Genomic DNA, 22,819 nt, shown 5'->3' with positions numbered 1-22,819 from the left:
CGCCCAGTCTGCCCGCGGCGCACCGCCCGTTTCCCGCATCCCGCGTCGAAACGGGCGTACCGATCGAGCGCTGCGTGCGACGGATCGGTCTTCACAGAGTGAAGGTGCCCCGTCCGACCTCCGTGACCAGCCCACCGACCCGGATGACGCCGCCCGTCAGACTCAGGCGCAACTCCGACGGGCGGCCGACCTGCGCGCCCTGCCGCACCGTCCAGGTGCCCTCGCTCACGCCGTTCGCGAGCAGCCAGCCGCCGAGGTTGGCACAGGCCGATCCGGTCGCAGGGTCTTCCCGGAAACTGCCGGACTGACTGAACAGCATGCGCGCCTCGATCCGCCCCTCGCCGGCCGGAGCCCACGCGTAGACCATCGACTCGCCGTCACGACGACTCGCGTGCCGCGCCATCAGCGCCGGATCCAGTTCCAGGGACCGGACGTCCTCGACAGCGCGCAGTGGCACCACGAGCTGCCGGGAGCCGGTGTCGACCCACAGCGGTGCGCCGGCGAACGCTGCCATCGGAACTCCGATCGCAGCAGCCAGCTCCGCGATCTCGGCGGCGGGCGTGCTCGTCGGAGGATTCGCGGTCAGTGTCCACCGGCTCGACATCGGGTTCGGACCGGTGTCGGCCGGGTCGGCGGTGACGGGGATGTCGCCGGCAGTCATCCGCAGGACCACAGCGTCGCCACCCCCGGTGAGTTCACGCACGACGTGGGCGGTGCCGAGGGTCGGGTGGCCTGCGAAGGGCATCTCGTAGGTCGGCGTGAAGATCCGGACAGCCGCAGTCACTCCCGGCCCGTCCGCCGGCAGCACGAACGTGGTCTCCGAGAGGTTGAACTGGAGCGACAGCGCCTGCTGCTGCTCGCCGGTGAGATCGCGGGCATCGGTGAACACGCAGAGCGGATTGCCGGTCAGTGGAACGTCGTCGTGAGCGTCGGGTAGCGCGAACACGTTCAGCAGCCGGAAGTCGAGAGCCATGAGCGCATCTTTCCCCGTCGACGATCCAGGGCTGCGACCGACTCCTGCACCCGGACCCGGCGGGGCGCTCGGTCCTCCACCGAGGCGAGCTGGCCCTACTAGGCTCTGCCGGTGGGGAAGGGTCAACCGCTCGGGCGTGCTGTACGGAACGTCGTGGTGGCGAACGTCAGCTCCAGTCTCGGAGACGGTGTTGCCAGGGTGGCGGCCCCGCTGCTGGCGGCGCGGCTGACCGACGATCCGCTTCTGGTGTCAGGGATTGCGGCCGTCGCGATGTTGCCGTGGCTGTTCTTCGCCATCCCGGCGGGGATCCTCCTGGACCGCATCGACCGGCGTAGGGCCATGACCCTGGCCAACGGGGTCCGAACCCTGGTCGCTGGGCTCCTGCTGACGCTGTCCGCAACGAACACGTTGACCATCTGGTGGCTCTACCTCGTCGTGTTCACCTACGGGGCGTTCGAGACGATCTACGACGGAGCTCTTCGTGCCGTCCTGCCGTCGATCGTCGCGAGATCGGATCTGCCGCGAGCCAATTCCCGGGTCGAAGCCGGCGAAATAGTCGTCGAGCGGTTCTTGTCCGGTCCGCTCACCTCTGCATTGTTCGCCGTGTCGGTGGTGGTGCCGTTGGGCGTCAACACGGTGTCCTATGCGGTTGCGGCGGTGCTGGCCGTGTTCCTGCCGACAGCTGCCGCCGGAGCTCATCGCATCGATCCGACCGGTGCGCCGCAGGTTGCCTGGTACCGACAGTTCGCCGATGGGTTCCGCTTCATCCTGGGCAACCTGATGCTGCGGAAGCTGTGGTTGATCAGCATCGCGGTCGGGCTGTTGTTCTCCGCGGCGACCGCGACGACGGTGCTCTACGTCCTCGACCGGGTCGGTCTGTCGGAAGGCTGGTACGGCGCATTCCTGCTCTGCGGCGCACTGGGGTCACTGCTGGCCGCCGGTCTGACCAGCCGCCTGAAGGAGCGATACCGAGCCGGTCCGGTGATGGCAGTGGCGCAGACCGTTTCGCTACTGGCGCTCGTCCTGATGGGAGTGTTCCCGACGATCGGCGTGGTCGCCGTGGGCTACCTCATCTCGGCCGGCGGCACCACGGTGTGGAACATCCTGGTGATGTCCCTGCGGCAGGCCGCGATCCCAGGTCGCTTGCTGGGGCGGGTCCACGGCACCTGGCGCACTCTGCTGTGGGGCACCATGCCCCTCGGATCGCTGCTGGGAGGGGCGCTGGGACGGGTCGACCTGCGCGCACCGTTCCTCGTCGCCGGGGGAATCGCCACGCTGATCACGCTGGCAGCGTTCCGCTTCCTGTCCCGCCTCCCGAATCCTGAAGAACTCACCGACCTGGATCCGACCGACGCGGGCCCACCGAACACCGGTCGGGTCTGACCGACTCGCTCCGCCCCGCCAGGACGACGACAGTGCGCGCCGCTTGTCGACGCGGGAGGCCCGGTCCGTCCCACCCGCCGTCGCGGCCCGGCTCACCCGGGCGAGACGGTGAACTCGTTGCCGTCGGGGTCGGCCAGTCGGTGGGTGCGCCCGACCGGCGTGCCCATCACGGTGGCTCCCAGGACCTCCAGCCTCGTTACCTCCGCGACGAGCTCGGCCTGCGGGGTGACCAGCTCGAAACGCTGCCTGCTCACCCGGGGTTCCGTCGGCGCTTCCTCGCCGCCCCAGGAGATCTTGGTACCGCCGTTCGGGGACTGGACGGCCGTCTCGGCGCCGGAGTCCCAGACGAGCGGCCAACCCAGCGCCGCCGACCAGAACACACCGACCGCGCGCGAACCGTCGCAGGCGACCTCGCCGAGGAAGCCGCAGTCCGCGACCCAGGAGTTGCCGCCCTCCAGCACACAGAACTCGTTGCCGTCCGGGTCGGCCAGCACGACGAAGTCCGCGTCGGGGGGATTACCGAGATCCAGCTCCGTCGCACCCAGTCCGAGCGCCGAGACCACGGTGTCCTGCAGCGGCACGTCGTCACCGGTCAGGTGCAGGTGCAGTGGGTTCTGGCCGACCTCGACCGTCTCCGCGGCCACGAACCGCAGGGTGACCTGATCCAACGCACCCGGCAGCAGCAGAGCCCCGGCATCCCGGACCACCAGGCGATCCAGCAGCCGAGCCCAGAACGTGGCCGGCCGTTCAGGATTGACCGAGTCGAACGCGAGGGCACGCAATCGGGCGGTCATGGCCGGGATGCTAGCTCGGCTCCCGCGTCCCGGCACCCGAGAATCAGTAGGCTGCAGAGCGTGCTCCGGGATCCCCCGGAGGAGTCCTGAGTCGGTCGGAGTCACCCCGCATGGTCGCCACCCAGCGCCGCAACACCTCGCAGCGGGCTGCGATCCTCGCTGCGCTGGCCGGGACCGACGAGTTCATCTCCGCCCAGGATCTCCACTCGGTGCTCCGCGGTTCGGGCTCGACGATCGGCCTCGCCACCGTGTACCGGGCGCTGCAGGACATGGCGGGTGGCGGCGACCTGGACACCGTCCGACGCGATTCCGGGGAGATCCTCTACCGGCAGTGCGGCGATGCCCAGCACCATCACCACCTGGTGTGCCGCACCTGCGGCCGCACCCAGGAGGTGGAAGCGCCGAGCGTCGAGCGCTGGGCCCGTGCGGTCGCCGCGGAGTTCGGTTACGCCGACATCAACCACGAGCTCGAGCTGTTCGGGGTGTGTGCCGTCTGCACCGCGGCCGACACTGCCTGATCGGCTCATGTCACCACGCAGGCCCCGCGTCCGGTCATTTTTCTGCGCCGTCCCTGGTTGGGACGGACGCAGTCGGTCACCGGCCAACTAGGCTCAGTTCTCATGCGCCCCCACGCTTCGAGCACGTCCCGCGGCCGGACCCACGGCGCTCTTGCGAAGCTGGCCGCAGCGGTGTCGGCGATCGGCATCTGCGCCGTGCTCCTGCTCGCCGGCCAGCAGACCGCAGCAGCATCATCGGCCTCCGGCGTCCAGCTCACCGCCGCAACCGGGGATCGCGGGAACGCAGCGCATCGCGTGGCGTCCGCGCAGCTGGCCGCGGCCTCGGTGACGATCGTCGACGACGCGGACGTGCTGAGTTCGTCGGACGAGTCACGGATCAGGTCGGCGGCGCGCGAGCTCCCGAGTTCGGTCCGGCTGTACGTCGCGACCTCCGACATCCGCAGCGGTGAACTCACCGGTTGGCTCAAAGACGAGGGTTCGCGGGTCGGGTGGACCGGCAGTGGCGCTGCCAGCACGGCCCTGATCCTCGCCGTGGCACCGGATGTCCGGAAGATGGACGCCCACTGGGGATCGTCGGTCGGTCTGGATGCCTACGAGGAGGACGTCTTCTCCGCGATGTCGTCCGACTTCGCCGACGGTGACTGGGCCGGGGGTCTGATCAGCGGCATCGAGACCGCGAGCAGGGGCCTTTCCGGTGACCTGTCCCCGGGGTCCGTCGGCGGCAGCAGCACCAGTGGCAACAACAGCAGGGGCAACAACAGCAGGGGCAACAACAGCTCGGGCAACGGGTGGTGGCTGATCCTGGGACTGCTCGCCCTGCTCGTCCTGGTCGTCGTCTTCCGGAAGGTTCGCCGCGGCATCACCGAGCGTCGCGCGGCAGCCGCGGAGAAGACCCGGCTGGACGGCGTCCGCAGCGAGAACCTCAGCACCACCACCGATCTGCGGACCCGACTGGACCAGGACCAGCTTTTGGTGCCGTCCATCCCGGACAGTCCTCTGCAGGACCAGCTCGAGCTGGATCTCACCGGTGCGCAATCGGATCTGCGGTTCGCCGACGCGATGGGCGATCCGGACGACCAGCAGAAACACCTGCGCACGACGGCCGCACACGTCGACGCTCTGGACCGTCGGATCGCCCTGCTGCGCAAGGCACCCGGCTGGGAGGTCGCCTGGTCGCAGGAGGTCGAGGCGGCCCGCACGCAGCTCCGCGACTGGGAGTCCGGGGTCAGTGCGGTCAAGGCGCTGGGCGCGGCACCGGTGACCGGGGAGGTCTCGGGCCAGCCCGCGCAAGAGCTGAACCGCATCGAGAACGAGGTCCGGACCCAGGCAGTTGCGCTGGAAACCGGGCTGGGCCAGGTGATCACGCTGGATCGCGCGGTCCGCACCAAGGTGCAGGACATCTCCACCCAGCTCGACGCACTCCAGAAGGCGGCGCAGGCCGCTGAGCGCAAAGCGGAGGCCGACCGGGTCGCCGCCCAGCGCGACCAAAACGGTGGCGGCTGGGGCTCCGGATCCGGTGGTTCGGGTTCGAACTGGACGAGCTTCTGGTTGGGCAATGCGATGGGGCGCAGCAGCTCTCGCGGCTGGGGTGGTGGCTGGAGCGGAGGCGGTGGCGGATGGGGGTCGGGCGGCGGCCGCTCCCGGACCTTCGGCGGCGGCAGCTCGCGCAGCTTCGGCGGTGGCGGGTTCTCCCGCGGTGGTGGCGGGTTCTCCCGGGGAGGTGGCGGAGGTGGCGGGTCGCGCAGCTTCTGATCGCCTCCGCGGCGCAGTACGGCAGGGTGGACGTTCGCGGTGACCAACCACGACGACCCGCGGACCACCGGTGAAGACCGGCACCAGCCCGCGGATGCTGCGGCCGAGCACCCGGTTCCGTCGAACCCTGACGGGATGGATCAACGGCTGCCCGACCTGGTCGAGCTGATCGTCGAACTGGCTTCCGGGAACCTCGCGGCGCGCCTGGCTCCCTCGTCGGCCCAGGACCCGATCGACGCCGTCATCACCGGGATCAATCTGCTCGCCGAAGAACTGCAGGACGTCTACTCGGGGCTGGAGGCCAGGGTCGAGGAGCGCACCGAACTGCTCCGGCGCGCCCAGAGCGAACTCGAGCGCCTCGCCCTGCGCGATCCGCTGACCGGCTTGGCGAACCGTTCACTGTTCGCCGAGCGCGTGGGCCAGGCGATCGACACCTCGGCCGGTCCGGCAGCTGACCAACCGGCCGTCATGCTGCTCGACCTGGACGGCTTCAAGACCATCAACGACTCCCTGGGCCACACCGCGGGTGACGCCGTCCTCGTCGAGGTGGCCCGGCGGCTCAACTCCGTCGTCCGAGAAGTCGACACGGTCGCCCGGTTGGGTGGTGACGAGTTCGCGATCGTCATGCCGGGTGTCGGATCGGCGGCCGCGGTGGAGATCGCCGACCAGGCGCTCGAGGCGATGAAGGTTCCGTTGACCGTTCACGGCCGCTCGGTCTGGGTGCATGCGAGCATCGGTGTCCGGATCGCCGAGTACGGGGACAGCGCCGACCTGCTGCTGCGCGACGCCGACACCGCCATGTACGAGGCGAAGACCAACGGCCGGGCCCGGGTTCTGGTCTACGAGCAGGCCATGCACCATGCGGTGCAGCGTCGGCTACGGGTGGTCTCGGAGTTGGGGACGGCCATCCACAACGGCCACCTTCGCTTGACCTACCAGCCGATCATCGCGCTGCCGAGCCGCCGGCTGATCGGGGTCGAGGCGCTGGTCCGCTGGCACCATCCGCACCGCGGGTTGATCATGCCCGAGGAGTTCATCCGGATCGCCGAGGAATCCGGCCTGATCGTCGACCTCGGACGGTGGGTCTCCCGGACGGCGGTCTCCCAGGTGGCCGCCTGGCTGCCGCTGATCGGAGATCGCGAGTTCCGGATGCACCTCAACGTCTCTCCGGTGGAACTGCGGAGACCGGGTCTGGCGGAGTTCGTGGCCAACACCCTCAGCACCTATCAGGTCTCCAGCGACTTCATCGCGTTGGAGATCTCCGAATCGGTTCTGATGAGCGAGGATCCGGTCGGAGCCGACGCCCTTGCCGATCTGCAGGCGCAGGGAATCCAGCTGCAGATCGACGATTTCGGCACCGGCTACTCATCGATCTCCTACCTGCGCCGGCTGCCGATCCACACCGTCAAGGTCGATCGCAGCTTGATCTCGACGATCGTCGAGGACCCGGTACAGCGCCGGTTCGTCGGCGCGATCTTCCACCTCGTCGAGTCCGTCGGACTGTCGGTGGTCGTGGAGGGCGTCGAGACAGAGCAGCAGGCAGAAACCCTGGTGGAGCTGGGTTTCACCCGCGCCCAGGGGTACCTGTTCGGCGTGCCGCAATCAGCCGAGGCGATCACCGCGCTCCTCGAGACCGAAGCTGCCACGCCGCCATCGCTGACCTGACGGTCGTTTACCCGCCACCTTCGCGGACTCCACGGTCGTTCACGCGCCACCTTCGCGGACTCCACGGTCGTTTACCCGCCACGTTCGCGGACGCCACGGTCGTTTACGCGCCACCTTCGCGGACTCCACGGTCGTTTACCCGCCACCTTCGCGGACCACACGGTCGTGTACGCGCCACATTCGGACCACACGGTCGTCTACGCCCCACGTTCGCGGACCACACGGCCGTTTCCCCGCCACCTTCGCGGACTCCACGGTCGTTTCCCTCAGAAGAACTCATCCAGCAGCCGGTAGAAAGCGATCCGCTCAGGATCCACCCGTGCCGGCTCCAGACCGGTTGCGATGACATAGGTTTCGACGAACAGCTCGGCGCAGCTCGGTCCGAATGCGGGGTTGAGCTCCGGGTCGGCCAGGCTGCGAGTGGCCAGCGCCAGGTCCTTGTGCCGGTCGGCGACTCCGAGTCGGCCCACGTCGACGATCCCCGTCGGCCGGAAGGTCTCCGGATCGACCAGCACGTTGGGCAGGCAGGCATCACCGTGGCAGACGACGAGGTCCGCCGACTCGGCCGTGGCTGCGCGGGGAGCAGCCTTGATCAATTGCTGCAGCACCTGCGACGGAGGTAGTCCACCGCGCTCGGCGTCGAAGTCATCGACGTCCACCAGGCCGTCGGCGACGGCCGACTGCGCCCGCGGGACCGTCACCGACAACGTGCGGTCGAACGGGCACGACGCGGTCGGCACCGCATGCAGATCCCGCAGCAGCAGCGCCAATGAGCGGGTCGCGATCCCGGCATCGGATCCGGACACACTCGAGATCGGCACTCCCGGCACTGTCGCCGTGGTCAGCGTTGCCGTTGATGCTGAGCCGTTCTCGGTCCAGTCGATCACCCGGGCGGCCGGGAATCCGATCCGGGCGAGCCAGAACAGACGATCGCGTTCGGCGATCAGATCCGTCCGGGCCTGCACGCCACTGACGGACTTGCGATACCGCCGGCCGTCGGTGCTACGCAGTACGGACGCCCCACTCAGGCCGAGTCGGACGGCGACCCACCCGAAATCGGGCAGCGGCGCCTCGCTCGGGGGGAGGTCATCCATTCAGCCGACCCTAGGCCAGACGAGTATTCGGGTCGGAACGGCAGTTCGGCGTTGCCGTCAACACATCTCGATGGCTCGGCTCCCAGACTCCCCTGCAAGACAGTCGCTGTCGTCCTACCAGGCGTGATCGCTGAGCGCTGTAGAGGTGGTGAGGTTTCGGCAGCCCCCACCGAGCTCACCTCCCGGGTCGACCGCGTCGCACCGGCGGCGGATGAGATGCGTCGTCCTCGTGAGATCGCCGGGCCGGTTCGACCCTTGGTCTTCTTCGGGCGATGCCGACCCCGACCAACGACAGCACCCCGCCGACGAACGCCAGCCACGGGGGCGTCTCGGAGAGCAGCAGCCACGCCAGCAGGACGGTGATCAGCGGCACCAAGTAGGTCGTCACCCCCAATGAGGACGCAGACATCGCCGTGAGTGCCACCGCCCAGGAGGTGAAAGCGACGGCCGTCGGAAAGACCCCGAGGTAGACGATCCACCACAGGTTCCCAGCCGGCGCAGTGTCGATCACCGACACCAGCTGCCCGCTGAACGGCAGGCAGGCCACGGTGCCGATGAGGCAGGCGAAGAACGTCATGTCGAGAGCCGGAACCCGTGCCAGGACCGGCTTCTGGGTGATCACGCTCACCGAGTAGACCACCGCCGCGAGCAGCACCAGCAGCACGCCGAGCAGGTCGCCGCGGCCGTCACCGGACGACGTGGCGAATCCGATGAGGACGACGCCGGTGAAAGCCACTGCGAGCCCGATGAACAGTCCCCGGTGCGGTCGCTCGCCCAGGAACAGCACGGCCAGCACCGCGATGACGATCGGCGAGATCTGGACCAGCATGCTCGCCGTGCCTGCGTCGATCCGCTGCTCGGCGGCGTTGAGAGCCACCATGTAGACGCCGAACCACAGCACCCCGACGGTGACGACGGGCAGCCAGTCCCGACCCCGCGGCACCACCATCGGCCGGCGAGTCCTGATCCGGCGGACGAGCAGGAACAGTGCGAGCACGACGGTGCCGACTGCCGTCCGCCCCAGCGCCAGGGCGCCAGGTGGGACGTCCTGCAGGTGCCGGATCGCGACGAAGGCCGAGGCCCACAGCACCAGGGTGGTGCCTGCCATCACCAGCGGCAGGGCAGGTAGGCGGGTCGCCCGGGACGGGGCGGACATCGGTGTGCTCACCGGGCGAACCTATGCCCGCCCACCGACACTGTCGCGCGGGTTCCGGACATCGCATTCCGGAGCGCCCGCCGGCACCCACCCCGAGTTGCGTCCGGCTGACCTGAAGGCCGTCATCACCCCACCTCCGCCGACCCTGCCGGGCGCCGTCAGGTTCCGTAGATCGCCCGCCGCCAGGTGGTGTGCAGGACCGCGCCGACTTCGTTCTCCGGGACGAACGGCACCGTTCCGGTGAAGGTGGCCGAGAGCACCTGCTCGTTCATCGTGTTGAGCGCCGTCGACAGGTGCGCGGGATCGATGCCCCGCGGTGCGGCGCCCCGCTCCTGCTCAACGGCGATCACTGCGGCGACGTGGTCGACCCAACGCTGCATCGAATCCGACCAGAGCGCCTGGATCGCCGGGCTGGTCAGCCGCGCGGCGACGGTCGCCACCGTCACCCCACGGTGTTCCGAGAACACCTCGACGAACACGTTGATGGCGCGGGCGAAATCGGGCGACGGGGCGGCCGGATCGGGGATCACCTCGGCCCCACGGCGATCCACCTCGGCGATCACCCGATCGAGCAGTTGCAGCAGGACAGCGTCCTTGGAGGCGAAGTAGAAGTAGAAGGTCGGCCGGGAGATGCCCGCCGCCCTGGCCAGCTCGTCGATCGAGATCTCGTCGAGAGTTCGCTCTGCGAGCAGCGTCTCGGCCGCGGCCAGGATGGCCCGCTCCCGCTCGTCCCCGCTCATCCGTGCACTTCGCCGGCCGCGGGCCGCCGCTGGTGGAGTCATCTCCGGACTGTATCCAGCCCGAGCGCTATCAACACCGTGTTGAACGAATCGACAGGCTGTTGATAGTCTGGGTCCCCTGCGAGCATCGGAGCCCCGGATGTCGAACCGCCCTGACGTCGCCGACGTCGACGTGCTGATCGTCGGAGCCGGCCTGTCCGGCATCGGCGCCGCGTGCCACCTGCGGCGAGAGTCGCCGGACCGGACGTTCGCGATCCTGGAGTCGCGCGCCGCCTCAGGAGGCACCTGGGACCTGTTCCGCTACCCGGGCGTGCGGTCCGACTCCGACATGTTCACCCTCGGCTACTCCTTCCGTCCCTGGGCCCGGACCGAGGCAGTCGCGCAGGGCGGCGCGATCCGCAAGTACATCCGCGAGACCGCGCTGGAGTACGGCGTCGAATCCCACATCCGCTACCGGCACCGGGTCGTGCGCGCCGAATGGGACTCGGCGACCGCCGTCTGGACAGTCACCGCGGAGATCACCGACGGGTCCGACAGCACCCCGGCACCCGCAAACACCCCGGCTCCGGAACTGATCACCATCCGTTGCTCCTTCCTGTTCGTCTGCGCCGGGTACTACACCTACGACGCCGGCTACTCCCCCGAGCTGCCCGGGATCGCCGATTTCGACGGCACAGTCGTCCACCCGCAGCACTGGCCGGCGGATCTCGACGTCGACGGCAAACGCGTGGTCGTCATCGGCAGCGGCGCCACCGCGGTGACCCTCGTCCCGGCCCTGGCCGCCCAGGGGGCATCAGTCACCATGCTCCAACGCTCACCCACGTACGTCGCGCGGATCCCGTCCACCGACTCCTGGGTCGAGAAGTTGCACGGCAAGGTGCCGCGCCGGCTCGCGCACAGCATCGTCCGCTGGAAGCACATCGCCATCTCCATGCTGGCCTTCCAGCTCGCCCGGCGGCGCCCGGTGAAGGTGCGGGCCGCAATCAAGGGGGCCGCGAAGCGCCAACTGCCGCAGGGTTTCGACGTCGATCGACACTTCACTCCCCGCTACGAGCCGTGGGACCAGCGGTTGTGCTTCGTGCCGGACGGCGACTTCTTCAAGAGCATCCGTTCAGGACGGGCAACGGTGCTCACCGACACCATCGACCACTTCGACGGCGCCGGTGTCGTGCTCGGCTCCGGCGACCGACTGGATGCCGACATCACCATCACCGCAACGGGTCTCACGCTCCAGGCGCTCGGCGGGATGACACTCGTGGTCGACGGCGAGCCGGTCGTCGCGGCACGCACTCCGGCCTACAAGGGCATGATGCTCTCCGGTGTCCCGAACTTCGCGCTGACACTGGGGTACACCAACGCGTCCTGGACGCTGCGCGCCGATCTGGTGGCGGAGTACGTGTGCCGCCTGCTGAACCACCTGCGCGATCGCGGCTACCACACCGTGACGCCGCGGGCGAGCAGTGAGCTCCGGACCCAGGCCGAGCAGGGTGCGCTGCGCCCATTGATCGATCTCAACTCCGGGTACGTGCGGCGCGGGATCGACAAGCTGCCGAAACAGGGCACCAAGGCCCCGTGGACGATGCCGCACAACTATCTGCGCGACCTGAAGATGCTGCGACACGGCTCGCTCGACGACGAGGTCGAGTTCGGCCACGCGGTCGGCACCCAGCGGCCCGGCACTCGGCGGACCGAGGTCGACGGCCGGACGATCCGCTGCCGCGTCACCGGGACCGGCGCGCCGCTGGTGCTGCTGCACGGCATCGGCCGCAGCCTCGACGACTGGGACGAGCAGCACGAGAGGCTGTCCGGGCAGTACCAGGTGATCAGTCTGGACCTGCCTGGTTTCGGTTGGTCCGATCCGCTCCCCCGGCCGGCATCGGTGCGGGGGCTGGCCGACGCTGTCGCTGCACTGCTTGAGGAGTTGGGCGTCGACGGCCCGGTGCAGCTGGTCGGGAACTCCCTCGGTGGCGCCGTTGCGATGCGCTTCGCCGCTGACCGTCCGCAGCAGGTGCGGGCGCTGGTACTGGCGGACGCCGCAGGGTTCGGGGCCGAGGTCGCCGTGGCCTTGCGCGTCCTGGCGATCCGCCCGCTCGGTCGGCTCCTCTTGCGACCTCGCCGGTCCGCCGCGATCGACACGCTGAGGGGCTGCTTCCGTGACCGGTCGTTCATCACCCCGCAGCGGATCGACGCGACTCTCGCGCTGGCGTCCCGCCCGCACAGCGCGACCACGATGCTCCAGCTTCTCCGCGAGCTCGGCACCGTCCGCGGGATCCGTCCCGGATGGCGCCGCGACCTGCTGGCCCGGCTGGCTCCGCTGCGCATTCCCACCCTCGTGCTGTGGGGTGACAAGGATCTGATTCTTCCGCCGTCGCATCTCGAGGCTGCTCGAGAGGCTCTGCCGCACAGCCGGTTCCATCTGTTCCCGGACACCGGGCACTTCCCGCAGATCGAGCGCGCCGACGAGTTCGCGACACTCGTCGGGAACTTCCTCACTGACCACCGTGCCCAGCCAGAGCTCCAGGAGACTTCATGAAGTTGTTGTCCCGCAGCAGGAATCCCTACCGCTTCACCGGAGGAACCGCGATCATCACCGGGGCGGCCGGCGGGATCGGGGCAGCCGTCGCGCGACAGCTCGCAGCCCGCGGATCACACCTGGTGTTGCTGGACCGCGATGCGGACGGGTTGGCCAGGATGGTCGCCGAACTGCGCGGTTCGCGGCCGGCGCTGCGGATCGAGTCCGTCGAGATCGATCTCGGTGACGACGCCGCCACCCGCGCGGTCGGCGCCACACTCGCGAGCGAGCACCCGGAGACCACCCTGCTCATCAACAATGCCGGGGTGGCCATGGGCGGGAGGTTCGCGGACCTGTCGCTCGAGGAGTTCCACTGGTTGCTGGACATAAACCTCCGCGCGGTGATCACCCTGACCCATCACCTGCTGCCGGTGTTGGTGAGCCATCGTGGCGCGCACCTCGTCAACATCTCCAGTGTGTTCGGCATCATCGCGCCCGCCGGCCAGAGTGCGTACAGCACCAGCAAGTTCGCCGTCCGCGGATTCACCGAGTGCCTGCGCCAGGAGCTCGCCCCACAAGGAGTCGGGGTCACCTGCGTGTACCCGGGCGGCATCGCCACCTCGGTCGCGAAGTCCGCCAGGATCCCGGCGAAGCTGGCCGGTGCGGACACCGAGCGGGCGCGCGCCGGGATGGACAAGCTGCTGACGATCTCGCCGGACGACGCTGCGGCGCAGATCATCGCGGGGATCGAGCACCGCAAGCCGCGGGTGCTGATCGGCTGGTCGGCACGGATTCCCGACATCCTCGCCAGGGCCGCTCCCGGGTCCTACGACACGTTGCTGGCTCGGGTCCGTCGGAGCTGAGACCACCTGAGGCGGCACCCTGGGCTGAGACCGCCTGCTGCGCAACGCCCTGTCGTCGGGACCAGCCCGCTGCGGTACCGTGCGCCGGTGCTCCTCTCCTCTCGCCTCCGTCGCATGACGGCCGCGCTGATCACCTGTGGTGGCGTCGCCGCGGCCGTCCTCACCGGGACCGTTGCCACCGCACCGCCTGCGCTCGCCGCGACCTCCTGGACCGCGGGCGTCTGTAAGGTCGCCGACACCACGAAGGTCACGGTGGTCATCGACGTGCAGAACCTGAACAACCCGCTGACGGCTCCCGTCGTCAGGTGCGTCAGCGGTCTGACGGCGACCTCGACCGGTCTGGCAGCGGTGCAGGCCGCCGGCGTCAATCCCGTCGGCACCGCGCAGTACGGCCTGGCGTTCCTCTGTCGGCTGCTGAACCGTCCGTCTGCCACCGAGTCGTTGACCGTCGGCGGGAAGCCGTACACGGAGAGCTGTGGACGGACCCCTCCCACCGCGGCCTACTGGGGGTACTGGCAGGCGACGAACGGCGGAGCCTGGGCGTACTCGAGCTACGGGGCCTCCACCGCGAAGGTGAAGCTGGGTGGCTTCGAGGGCTGGTCCTTCTCGTTGAACAAGTCCGCCTCCACGAACCCGGCACCGCGATTCACCGCGAAACGCGTCGGCTGACCACGGACACGGCGCAGGCTGAGCGGCGGCCGCACTCCGATGCCGGATTGACAGCTGACGACCGGAGATGTGTATGGTTCGGCCGTGCCCGAGCAGGGCACGTCCCGATCCGTTCTCAGGGAAGCCGGTGTGAATCCGGCGCTGTCCCGCAACCGTGACCACCGAGCAGTCGGTGGAAGTCGGATCACTGAGGATCGGGCTCGCTCTCTCTGTCGTGGAACGCAGGGTGGGCCCGAGCACCGGCTGTCGGTGCGCGTGCCGACCCCGCCCTCCGGGTTTCCGATTCCGTCGGAAGTGCCTGTGAGCAGCGGGGTTTCGTCGTCCTCCGCGGGCGCGGCCGCCGACGACCAGCCGCGCGCGGGACCAGTCGGCCTCCGCCCGCGAAAGGTCCGCCCGTGCTCAACGTCCGCAACCCCACCGTTCCGCGAGTGGGCAGCCACCGCGCCGCGCCGCACTGGGGTGCACCGCTGACCTCGCTGCTCAGCACCCTGGTGCTGATCGTCGGGCTGCTCGTGCCGTCCGGGCCGGCGAACGCCGCAGCCCCGTCGGACATCGCAGTCCCATCGAACGCCGCAGCCCCGTCGGATGTCGCAGCCCCGTCGGACGTCGCAGCCCCGTCGACCGTCGTGGGCGCCGCCTGCGCACCCGGCAGCGGGGTGACCGCGGTGGTCGACTTCGCGGTCACGGACGCCGACACCGCAGCGCCGGTGAAGATCGGCTGCGCGCCGGGCGCCCAGCCGAACATCCGGGCCGCGTTCGTCGCGGCCGGCTTCGACCTCGGGTCGGCTGCCTTCGTCTGCGAGATCGACGGGGCACTGCCGTCGCCGTCGGACTGCACGACCTACCGCGGCGCCTACTGGAGCATGTTCACCTCCACCGACACCGGCACCTTCCCCGGTGCGGAGGTCACCGGCTGGAACGACGCCTCCACCGGCGTCGACAACGGTGCACCCGTTCCCGTCGGCAGCGCAGTGCTGTTCCAGATCCAGCCGGACGCACCGAACCGCACCCCACGTATCGCGTTGGCCGAGCTCGGCGACCATGCGGCGGCGCCCCCATCGGAGGGATCGTCGGAGGCGCCGTCGACCAGCAGCTCACCGACGAGCAGCACATCCGCGAGCTCCGGTGCGTCCGCCGGATCCAGCACATCGAGCCCGCCCGACACCTCCAGCGCCTCCGACACCTCGAGCAGCGCCCCCAGCACTGCTCCGTCGATCGAGCAGTCCACTGCTGCGTCATCGGTCTCGAGCACCGGCACGACCTCGACGTCGCCCGTCACCACCCCCGGCACCTCGGCCACTGACCCGACCCTCCCGCCGACCACGACCACCACCGACGCCCGCCCGTTGGCCGCGGCGCACTGGCTCGGTCAGCAGCTGGCGAACGCTCCGAACGGGTTGTTCGGGAACGTGGACTACCCCGACTACGGCCTGACGATCGACGCCCTGCTCGCCCTGTCCGCAGCCGGCGTCGGCGGCAATCTGATCACCTCGACGGCCACCCGCATCCGGAGCTCAGGAGAGGACTACCTCGGCGCTGCGGACGACACCGCGAACAATTCCGGCCGCATCGCCAAGACCGCACTCGCTCTTCAGGTCGCCGGCCTGGACCCGACCACGTTCCCGTCGACCGCCGGCCCTCGCGACCTGATCGCCGAGCTGCGCGGCACCCTGAACACGGACGGCAGCTTCGGCAGCTCCGACTTCCCGTTCGTGCACTCGCTCGCCGTGCATGCCCTGGCCCGCACCCCCGAAGGCGTCCCGGCATCGGCCGTCAGCTGGCTCCAGGACACGCAGTGCAGCACCGTCGGCGACGAGAACTTCGGCGCCTACGGCTACGACGGCATCGATCCGTGCGCGGGTGTCGACGGCGACGGGACGGCGCTGGCGATCCAGGCTCTGGCGGCGGCGGACGTCCCGGCCGCCGACCCGTCGATCAAGGACGCCGGCGCCTATCTGCTGTCCATCCAGGGCGCCAACGGCGGCGTGCCGTCCAGCTTCGGCGGGATCAACACCAACAACACCGGCCTCGCTGCGCAAGCACTGGACCGGGTGCAGATCGCACCCGGAGCAACAGCCAGGATGACGGTCTTCGTCAGCTCGTTGCAGGTGCAGTGCGCCACGCTCGCCGGCACCGGCAATCGCTTCTCCGACAAGGATCTCGGAGCGATCGCCTACTCGAACGAGGGTGGCTTCGACTCACCCATCACCACGCCGGACTTCGACAACCGGGACCAGTGGATCCGCGCCACCACCCAGGCGATCTTCGCCTACCACCTGCCGTCCCTCGACCGGATCACCGCCGTCGCAGCTCAGCCGGCCCTGCCGGCTGCTCCGATCTGCGCGCCCACGACCACGTCCTCGGCCCCCAGCACGACTCCCACCACGGCCGGTTCGATGACAGCCCCGTCCACCGGTGCACCCGTCACCACCGCATCCTCCACCACCGCACCCGTCACCACCGCACCCGCCACCACCGCACCCGCCACCACCGCACCCGCCACCACCGCACCGTCGGCCACTGCGCCCTCCACCACCGCACTTTCCACCGCTGTGCCCTCGGCCACTCGGACGGCGCCGACCACCTCGAGCCCGGGTGGGGGGACCAGCAGTGCTGCGCCGTTCCCCGGATCGATCTCGCTCAGCACCGGCACGGTCGTCGCCGGCGGCTCGGTGACCGTCACCGTCACCGGTGCGTTCATCGGAACCCGGCACCGGGTGGAGTTGCACTCGACCCCGGTGCTCCTCGGGACGCTGGTCACCGACGCTGTCGGCGACGGCTCGCTGACGGTGCGCATCCCCGCGGGGACCGCCCCAGGACAGCACGAGATCGTCCTCACCGCAGGAGGTTTCGTCGCTGCCGTGGCGCTCACCGTCACGGCCGCGACTGCAGCGACGGACAGGATCGCATCATCGACGCCCGCCCCGATCACCACGCCCGTCGACCCGGCGAGCACCCCGCTGCCGAACACTGGAGTGTCGGAGGGGCTGCACACCCTGCTGATCATCGGAGGGCTGCTGGTGCTGTTCGGAGCAGCACTACTGGTGCTCGGCCGACGACGGACGCGCTCCCGCTCCGGTGGCCACCTGTCGTGATACTGGGGTCCTGCAACAGTTCTCCCGCATTCCCTCGGTGCGCGCGGAGGGCGTCCGGAGCCGCGCTCCGACTTCTTGCTGCTGCCGTGCTGCTGATCGCTCCCCTGCTCGCAAGCTCAGCAGGGCTCGGGCCCGTCGCCGTCGCCTCGCCGGTGCCGCAGGTGCGCGTGGCCGCCTCCTTCTCCGACGGGCGCTGCACATCCGGCGACACCTCCTCGGTGACGGTGGTGATCGACTTCCAGGAGCTGGGCGGCAGCACGGTCGTTCGCTGCGCGCACGGTCTGCAGGCGGACGCGAACGGCATCGCTGCGCTGCGTGCGGCAGGCATCGCCTTCGACGGCAACGCCCGTTTCGGTTCGGCGTTCGTCTGCCGGATCCTCGGTCGCCCCAGCGCTTCCGAGTCGCTCCCGGTCAACGGTGGCGGCTACCACGAGCAGTGCGTCAACACCTCGCCGGCGCGGGCGTACTGGGCGTACTGGCAGGCGTCGGAGAACGGCTCCTGGGCCTACAGCTCGTTGGGCATTGCCTCGTCCAGGGCCCGGCTGGGCGGCTTCGAGGGCTGGTCGTTCTCCCTGAACAGGACCGCCGACACGAACCCGCCGCCTCGCGTCGACACCACCCTGGCGGCTCCCGCGCCGCCGACGACGACGGCGCCGGCTCCCACCACCCGACCGGCTCCCACCACCCGACCGGCTCCGCCCGCGACGACACCACCGACGACGACACCACCCACGACGACACCGCCCACGACGACACAGCCCACCACCCCGCGCGTCACGACAGCGCTCCCCACCCCGGCACTCACCTCGACAGCACTCATCTCGACAGCCCGGCCCACGACTGCGCGCCCCACCACCACCTCCCGGACGACGATTCTGCAGCCGACGACCCGCGTCACGACCCCTCCCCGGGCCACGGGCGACCCCGGTGCAACACCGACCGCCCCGAGACCGACTCCGGACACCAGCGCTGGTGGCGCTGATCCGACCGCGGCCGCGCCGCCATCCGCCGATCCCCCCGACACCGACGCCCCGCCGACGATGACGAGCTCGCCGGGTGCGGTGACCAGGGCATCACCGACCGGCGGCTCCGCGACCGCAGCGCCGTCGCCGTCGCCGTCGCCGTCGCCGAACAGAGTCGTTCCCTCGGGTTCGGCGACCGACTCCGGTAACCCCTCCGACAGCACGTCGCTGTCGCGACCCACCGCCGACTCCGGCTCGGGAGCCCCGAGCCGCGGCGGAGTGCAACCCTCCACCGGATCGGGAGGTGTCTCCGGTACCACGCTTGCAGTCAGCAGAACCCCCGGTCCCGCAACGAATCCCGACCTGGCGGCCACCCGGACAGCGCCCGGGTCGTCCTCGCCCTGGCCGGTGATCGGTGTCCTGGTCCTTGCCCTGATCGCGGGCGGCGCAGCCTTCGTCATCGCCCGGCGGCGTCGCGGCGACGGTGCCTGAGTGTCGACAACGACCCTCGCCCGGCCGCTCCCACGTACCGTGCATCCCGGTGCGTGGTGGCTCTGGGCGTTGGGTTCGGCGACCGCCGCCAGTCGCACCACCAACCCGGCGCTGCTGCTGCTGATCATCGGAGTGGCCGGGCTGGTCGTCGCCCTGCGGCGCAGCAGCGCACCGTGGGCACTGTCGTTCCGGCTGTACGTGATGGCCGGGGCGTTCATCGTCGTGCTGCGGGTGGTCTTCCGGATCGTCTTCAGCGCCGACGGTGCCACGATCCTGTTCACCCTGCCCACTCTCCAACTGCCGCAGTGGTTCTGGGGCGCCACTCTGCTCGGCGATGTCAGCGCCGAGGCGGTCGTCTCCGCGGCGTACGACGGCCTGCGGCTGGCCACCATGGTGATCTGCGTCGGCGCGGCCAACGCGCTCGCCAACCCCAAACGACTGCTGGCCGGGCTGCCGGCGGCACTCGGCGAGATCTCGACCGTGCTGGTGGTGGCGATGTCGGTCTTCCCGCAGTTGGCCGAATCGGTGCAGCGGGTGGGTCGGGCCAGGGCCCTGCGCACCACCGCCGTCACTCCCGAAGGCCGCAGGGGCGGCCGGGGTCGCCGACGCCGGCAGGTGGTGCGGGCCGTCATCGTGCCCGTGCTGGCCGATGCGCTGGACCGCTCGCTGGCGTTGGCCGCCGCGATGGAGTCCCGCGGCTTCGGCCGCCGGCTGGCCGTCCCGCGCGCCGCGCGGCGACTGTCGGCGCTTCTGCTGACCCTGGGCGTGCTGGGCCTGCTCGTCGGCGTGTACGCGATCTTCGACACCGACGCACCCGCGTATCTCGGCGCCCCGATGATGCTGGGCGGCCTCATGATCGCGGCCGGCGGCATCCACTTCGCCGGTCTTCGTTCGCCGCGGACCCGGTACCGACCGGACCGGTGGCGACTCGCCGAGGCCGGTGTCACGGCCAGTGGCGTGCTGGTCGCGGCGGGGATGATCACCGTCGAGAGCAACGATCCGGTGCAGGTCCATCCCAGCCTCTTCCCGCCGGAGTGGCCGGTCATCGGCTGGGCATCGGTGCTGGCCGTTCTGGTGGGTCTGCTCGCGCTGGCCGCACCCCCGGCTCCCGATGCCCCGACCGGCGTTCCGCGGGCACGGACGCCGACCAGGATCGAGGAACTCGCCCGATGACGATCCGGTTCGATCACGTCACCCTGCAGCATGCCGAGGCTCCCACGCCCGTCGTCCGCGACCTCCACCTGGAGATCGGTGAGGGTGAGTTCATCCTCGTCACCGGTCGTACCGGCGCCGGCAAATCGACTCTGCTGCAGGCGATCAACGGACTGTTCCCACACTTCACCGGCGGCACGCTGCACGGTCGGGTGGTCATCGACGGCCGCGACACCCATCAGCATCCGCCGCGCGAGCTGGCCGATCTGGTCGGCATGGTCGGGCAGGACCCGCTCGCCGGTTTCGTCACCGACACGGTGGAGGAGGAACTGGCCTATGCCATGGAACAGATCGGCATCCCCCCGCAGGCGATGCGGACCCGGGTCGAGGAGACCCTCGATCTACTGGGTGTCGCCGACCTGCGGGACCGACCGCTGCGGTCGCTGTCCGGTGGCCAACAGCAGCGGGTGGCCATCGGGTCCGTACTCACCGCCGGTCCCCGGGTCCTGGTGCTCGACGAGCCGACGAGCGCGCTGGATCCGACGAGCGCCGAGGAGGTGCTGGCCGCACTGCTGCGACTCGTGCACGACCTCGGGGTGACGGTGATCGTCGCCGAGCACCGGATGGAGCGGGTGATCGGGTATGCCGATCGGATGCTCTCCCTGCCCGGTGACGGCACCGTCCTCGACGGATCCCCGGCGACGGTGGCGCTGACGGCAGCGCTGGTACCGCCGCTGGTCGGGCTCGGTCGCGCTGTCGGCTGGGATCCGTTGCCGCTCACCATCCGGGCCGCTCGGACGCGGGCGGCCGACGTGCGGTCCTGGCTGAGTGGTCTCGATCCGGAGTCCTTCCCCCGCCTGCTGGACGCTCCTGCAGCTCCTGCCGTCGAGCGGAACCTGCTGTCCGGGCGGGCGATCACCGTGACCTACGGCGCGGTCGTCGCGGTGCGCGGTGTGGACGTCGCACTGCACGGTGGTGAGGTCGCAGCGGTGATGGGGCGCAACGGATCCGGCAAGTCCAGTCTGTTCTGGGCGCTCACCGGTGTCGGTGCACGGCGCGCGGGCACCGTGACGGTGGACGGTGAACGCCTCGGCCCCGGAACCGGCCTGACCGGACGCGGCCGCGCCACCCGCGGGCTCGTCGGGCTGGTGCCCCAGACAGCGAGCGACCTGCTGTACCTGGAGTCGGTGGAAGCGGAGTGCGCGGCCGCCGACGTCGAGTCCGGGGCGACGCCCGGTACCTGCGCGGAGCTGATGCGCCGGCTGACGCCCGGCATCCCGCCGGCGCGCCATCCCCGCGATCTGTCCGAGGGACAACGACTGTCGCTGGTGCTCGCCGTCCAACTCACGGCGCGGCCACGGGTCATCCTGCTCGACGAACCGACCCGCGGGCTCGACTACCCCGCCAAATCCGCCCTGGCGCGCACCCTGCGGGCGCTGGCCGCCGACGGTCATGCGATCGCGGTCTCCACCCACGACGTCGAGTTCGCGGCAACCGTCTCCGACCGGACGCTGGTGATGGCCGTCGGCGAGATCGTCGCCGACGGCCCGACCGCGCAGGTGCTCGCCGCGTCACCCGCGTTCGCGCCTCAGGTGGCGAAGGTCCTGGCGCCGCAGCGCTGGCTGACCGTCGACCAGGTGACCGCAGCCCTGCACACCGTCGGAGCCCCCTCGTGACGACTCCCGACGTCCGCGCACGGGCCATCCGGATCACCGGACGGACCGCCAACCTCCTTGCCGTCGTCTCGGTCCTGGCGCTGGCGATGTTCCTCTGGCCGCTGTTCATCGGGGCGGCACCGTCGTCCAGTCAGCACACCAACGATGCACCGTTCATCTTCATGGCGATCCTGCCGGTGCTGGTGTTGATCGTGCTGGTGCAACTCTCCGATGGCGGGATGGACGCCAAGGCACTGGCCATGCTGGGCGTGTTGTCCGCGGTGAACGCCGCGCTCCGTCCGCTGGGCGCGGGGACCAGCGGTATCGAGACGGTGTTCTTCCTGCTGATCCTGGCCGGCCGGGTCTTCGGGCCCGGGTTCGGGTTCGTGTTGGGTTGCACCTCGTTGTTCGCCTCGGCGCTGCTGACCGCCGGTGTCGGACCGTGGTTGCCGTTCCAGATGATGACCAGTGCCTGGGTCGGGATGTTCGCCGGCCTGCTGCCGGATCGGATCGGCAGCAGGTTGATCCGCGGCCGGCGGGAGATCGCGATGCTGGCGGCCTACGGCGTCCTCTCGGCACTGCTGTTCGGCGCGCTGATGAACATGTGGTTCTGGCCTTTCATCACGGGCGGGACCATGGGCGACAACGCCGCCTTCGCCTACCTGCCGGGCGCTTCCATCGGCGAGAACCTGGAGCGGTTCCTGCGCTTCACCCTGATCACCTCGACCCTCACCTGGGACATGGGCCGCGCCATCACCAACACTGTCGCGCTGATCGTCCTCGGGCCCCCGGTGCTGGCAGTCCTGCGCCGCGCGGTCCGCAAGGCCCGCTTCGACCCGAGCCCGCAATTCCTGCCTGCCCTCCCCCGGTGACGAACTTCCACCGGTTCCGACACGACGCGGTCTCGGCCCCTGCGTCGCTCGACCGCCGTCACATCCGGTGATCGAGCAACCGGGGAACGAACGCGTCGAGATCCTCCTCGACCGTCGACGGGTCCCGTCCCTGCTGGGGGCCACTGTCGGACCCTGCGAGCACGATGTGGGGATGGCAGGCGAGCGCTTCATCGACCGGGATCCGGCCGCCCGAACGAGTGGCGGAGCGACGCTCCGTCACGGACCACCGCCCTCTCGGGCGACGGGGCGCACCACGGACAAAACGATGATCTTGGGGTGTTCCCAGTCCGGCACCACTAGGTGTAGTGTCATCCGGACCACCAAGCATGTAATTTCAGCGCTGTGATTCCAACGGGACCAGGCGCACGGGGACCGCACACTCGCACCGGCCAACACCAGTGTCGATACGCCGTCACCACCCCGGTTCGCTCCCACGGCCACCCCGCCAGCC

Annotated in this window: 18 protein-coding genes, 1 pseudogene and 1 riboswitch; of the genes and pseudogenes, 13 read left to right on the top strand and 6 right to left on the bottom strand. The window is 70.0% G+C overall.

Annotation, left to right across the window (positions count from 1 at the left end; all coding sequences use genetic code 11):
* Positions 1-91 precede the first annotated feature (91 nt).
* A complete protein-coding gene (locus ABLG96_RS01615) occupies positions 92-973 on the bottom strand; it encodes a PhzF family phenazine biosynthesis protein (RefSeq protein WP_353649683.1) in 882 nt (293 codons plus the stop codon).
* 111 nt (positions 974-1,084) lie between these two features.
* Between ABLG96_RS01615 and ABLG96_RS01610 the strand changes: the two genes are divergently transcribed.
* Entirely contained in the window at positions 1,085-2,356 is a 1,272-nt protein-coding gene (locus ABLG96_RS01610; protein ID WP_353649682.1) for an MFS transporter, read from the top strand.
* A gap of 92 nt (positions 2,357-2,448) precedes the next feature.
* On the opposite strand, the gene ABLG96_RS01605 is transcribed toward ABLG96_RS01610, so the two are convergent.
* Entirely contained in the window at positions 2,449-3,150 is a 702-nt protein-coding gene (locus ABLG96_RS01605; protein ID WP_353649681.1) for a VOC family protein, read from the bottom strand.
* Positions 3,151-3,260: 110 nt separating this feature from the next.
* On the opposite strand from ABLG96_RS01605, the gene ABLG96_RS01600 reads away from it, so the two are divergent.
* From ABLG96_RS01600 to ABLG96_RS01590, 3 genes are all read left to right on the top strand, one after another.
* Positions 3,261-3,668, top strand: a complete 408-nt coding sequence (locus tag ABLG96_RS01600; protein WP_353649680.1) for a transcriptional repressor — start codon at positions 3,261-3,263, stop codon at positions 3,666-3,668.
* Positions 3,669-3,770: 102 nt separating this feature from the next.
* Positions 3,771-5,420, top strand: coding sequence for a hypothetical protein (locus ABLG96_RS01595; protein WP_353649679.1), 1,650 nt, complete (start codon positions 3,771-3,773; stop codon positions 5,418-5,420).
* A gap of 39 nt (positions 5,421-5,459) precedes the next feature.
* Positions 5,460-7,085: an EAL domain-containing protein gene (locus tag ABLG96_RS01590; protein WP_353649678.1), complete on the top strand. Its 1,626-nt coding sequence runs from the start codon at positions 5,460-5,462 to the stop codon at positions 7,083-7,085.
* 266 nt (positions 7,086-7,351) lie between these two features.
* Here ABLG96_RS01590 and ABLG96_RS01585 read toward each other — a convergent pair whose 3' ends face one another.
* The 3 genes from ABLG96_RS01585 to ABLG96_RS01575 form a co-directional block, all read right to left on the bottom strand.
* Positions 7,352-8,179 carry an APH(3') family aminoglycoside O-phosphotransferase gene (locus tag ABLG96_RS01585; protein ID WP_353649677.1) on the bottom strand — a complete coding sequence of 276 codons (828 nt, stop codon included), beginning with the start codon at positions 8,177-8,179 and terminating at the stop codon, positions 7,352-7,354.
* 175 nt (positions 8,180-8,354) lie between these two features.
* On the bottom strand, positions 8,355-9,347 hold the full coding sequence (locus ABLG96_RS01580; RefSeq protein ID WP_353649676.1) for a DMT family transporter: 993 nt from the start codon (positions 9,345-9,347) through the stop codon (positions 8,355-8,357).
* A 146-nt stretch (positions 9,348-9,493) separates the two neighbouring features.
* On the bottom strand, positions 9,494-10,117 hold the full coding sequence (locus ABLG96_RS01575; RefSeq protein ID WP_353649675.1) for a TetR/AcrR family transcriptional regulator: 624 nt from the start codon (positions 10,115-10,117) through the stop codon (positions 9,494-9,496).
* A 97-nt stretch (positions 10,118-10,214) separates the two neighbouring features.
* Here ABLG96_RS01575 and ABLG96_RS01570 point away from each other — a divergent pair.
* From ABLG96_RS01570 to ABLG96_RS01530, 9 genes and pseudogenes are all read left to right on the top strand, one after another.
* Positions 10,215-11,705, top strand: a pseudogene (locus tag ABLG96_RS01570) (NAD(P)/FAD-dependent oxidoreductase); the annotation flags it as partial.
* Positions 11,685-12,608 carry an alpha/beta fold hydrolase gene (locus tag ABLG96_RS01565; RefSeq protein WP_353651350.1) on the top strand — a complete coding sequence of 308 codons (924 nt, stop codon included), beginning with the start codon at positions 11,685-11,687 and terminating at the stop codon, positions 12,606-12,608. The pseudogene ABLG96_RS01570 and the gene ABLG96_RS01565, both read left to right, overlap by 21 nt.
* The gene (locus ABLG96_RS01560) at positions 12,605-13,450 is read left to right on the top strand and encodes an SDR family NAD(P)-dependent oxidoreductase (protein ID WP_353649674.1); all 846 of its coding nucleotides are present in this window, start codon (positions 12,605-12,607) and stop codon (positions 13,448-13,450) included. Before ABLG96_RS01565 ends, ABLG96_RS01560 begins: the two co-directional genes overlap by 4 nt.
* Positions 13,451-13,564: 114 nt before the next feature.
* Positions 13,565-14,119 carry a flagellar hook-length control protein FliK gene (locus ABLG96_RS01555; protein WP_353649673.1) on the top strand — a complete coding sequence of 185 codons (555 nt, stop codon included), beginning with the start codon at positions 13,565-13,567 and terminating at the stop codon, positions 14,117-14,119.
* A 119-nt stretch (positions 14,120-14,238) separates the two neighbouring features.
* Positions 14,239-14,307: riboswitch (cobalamin riboswitch) on the top strand.
* Between the two features lie 207 nt (positions 14,308-14,514).
* The gene (locus ABLG96_RS01550) at positions 14,515-17,214 is read left to right on the top strand and encodes an LPXTG cell wall anchor domain-containing protein (protein ID WP_353649672.1); all 2,700 of its coding nucleotides are present in this window, start codon (positions 14,515-14,517) and stop codon (positions 17,212-17,214) included.
* Between the two features lie 86 nt (positions 17,215-17,300).
* Positions 17,301-18,668, top strand: coding sequence for a hypothetical protein (locus ABLG96_RS01545; protein ID WP_353649671.1), 1,368 nt, complete (start codon positions 17,301-17,303; stop codon positions 18,666-18,668).
* Positions 18,669-19,841, top strand: coding sequence for an energy-coupling factor transporter transmembrane component T (locus ABLG96_RS01540; RefSeq protein WP_353649670.1), 1,173 nt, complete (start codon positions 18,669-18,671; stop codon positions 19,839-19,841).
* The gene (locus ABLG96_RS01535; protein WP_353649669.1) at positions 19,838-21,496 is read left to right on the top strand and encodes an ATP-binding cassette domain-containing protein; all 1,659 of its coding nucleotides are present in this window, start codon (positions 19,838-19,840) and stop codon (positions 21,494-21,496) included. The genes ABLG96_RS01540 and ABLG96_RS01535 overlap by 4 nt, the downstream gene beginning before the upstream one ends.
* Positions 21,493-22,347, top strand: coding sequence for an ECF transporter S component (locus tag ABLG96_RS01530; RefSeq protein ID WP_353649668.1), 855 nt, complete (start codon positions 21,493-21,495; stop codon positions 22,345-22,347). Before ABLG96_RS01535 ends, ABLG96_RS01530 begins: the two co-directional genes overlap by 4 nt.
* A 58-nt stretch (positions 22,348-22,405) precedes the next feature.
* On the opposite strand, the gene ABLG96_RS01525 is transcribed toward ABLG96_RS01530, so the two are convergent.
* Complete coding sequence (locus tag ABLG96_RS01525) at positions 22,406-22,588, bottom strand: hypothetical protein (protein WP_353649667.1); 183 nt, start codon at positions 22,586-22,588, stop codon at positions 22,406-22,408.
* Between the last annotated feature and the right edge of the window lie 231 nt (positions 22,589-22,819).

Origin of the sequence: Nakamurella sp. A5-74 (assembly GCF_040438885.1) — a bacterium.
GTDB lineage: Bacteria > Actinomycetota > Actinomycetes > Mycobacteriales > Nakamurellaceae > Nakamurella.
This window is presented reverse-complemented; position numbering and strand designations above follow the sequence as displayed.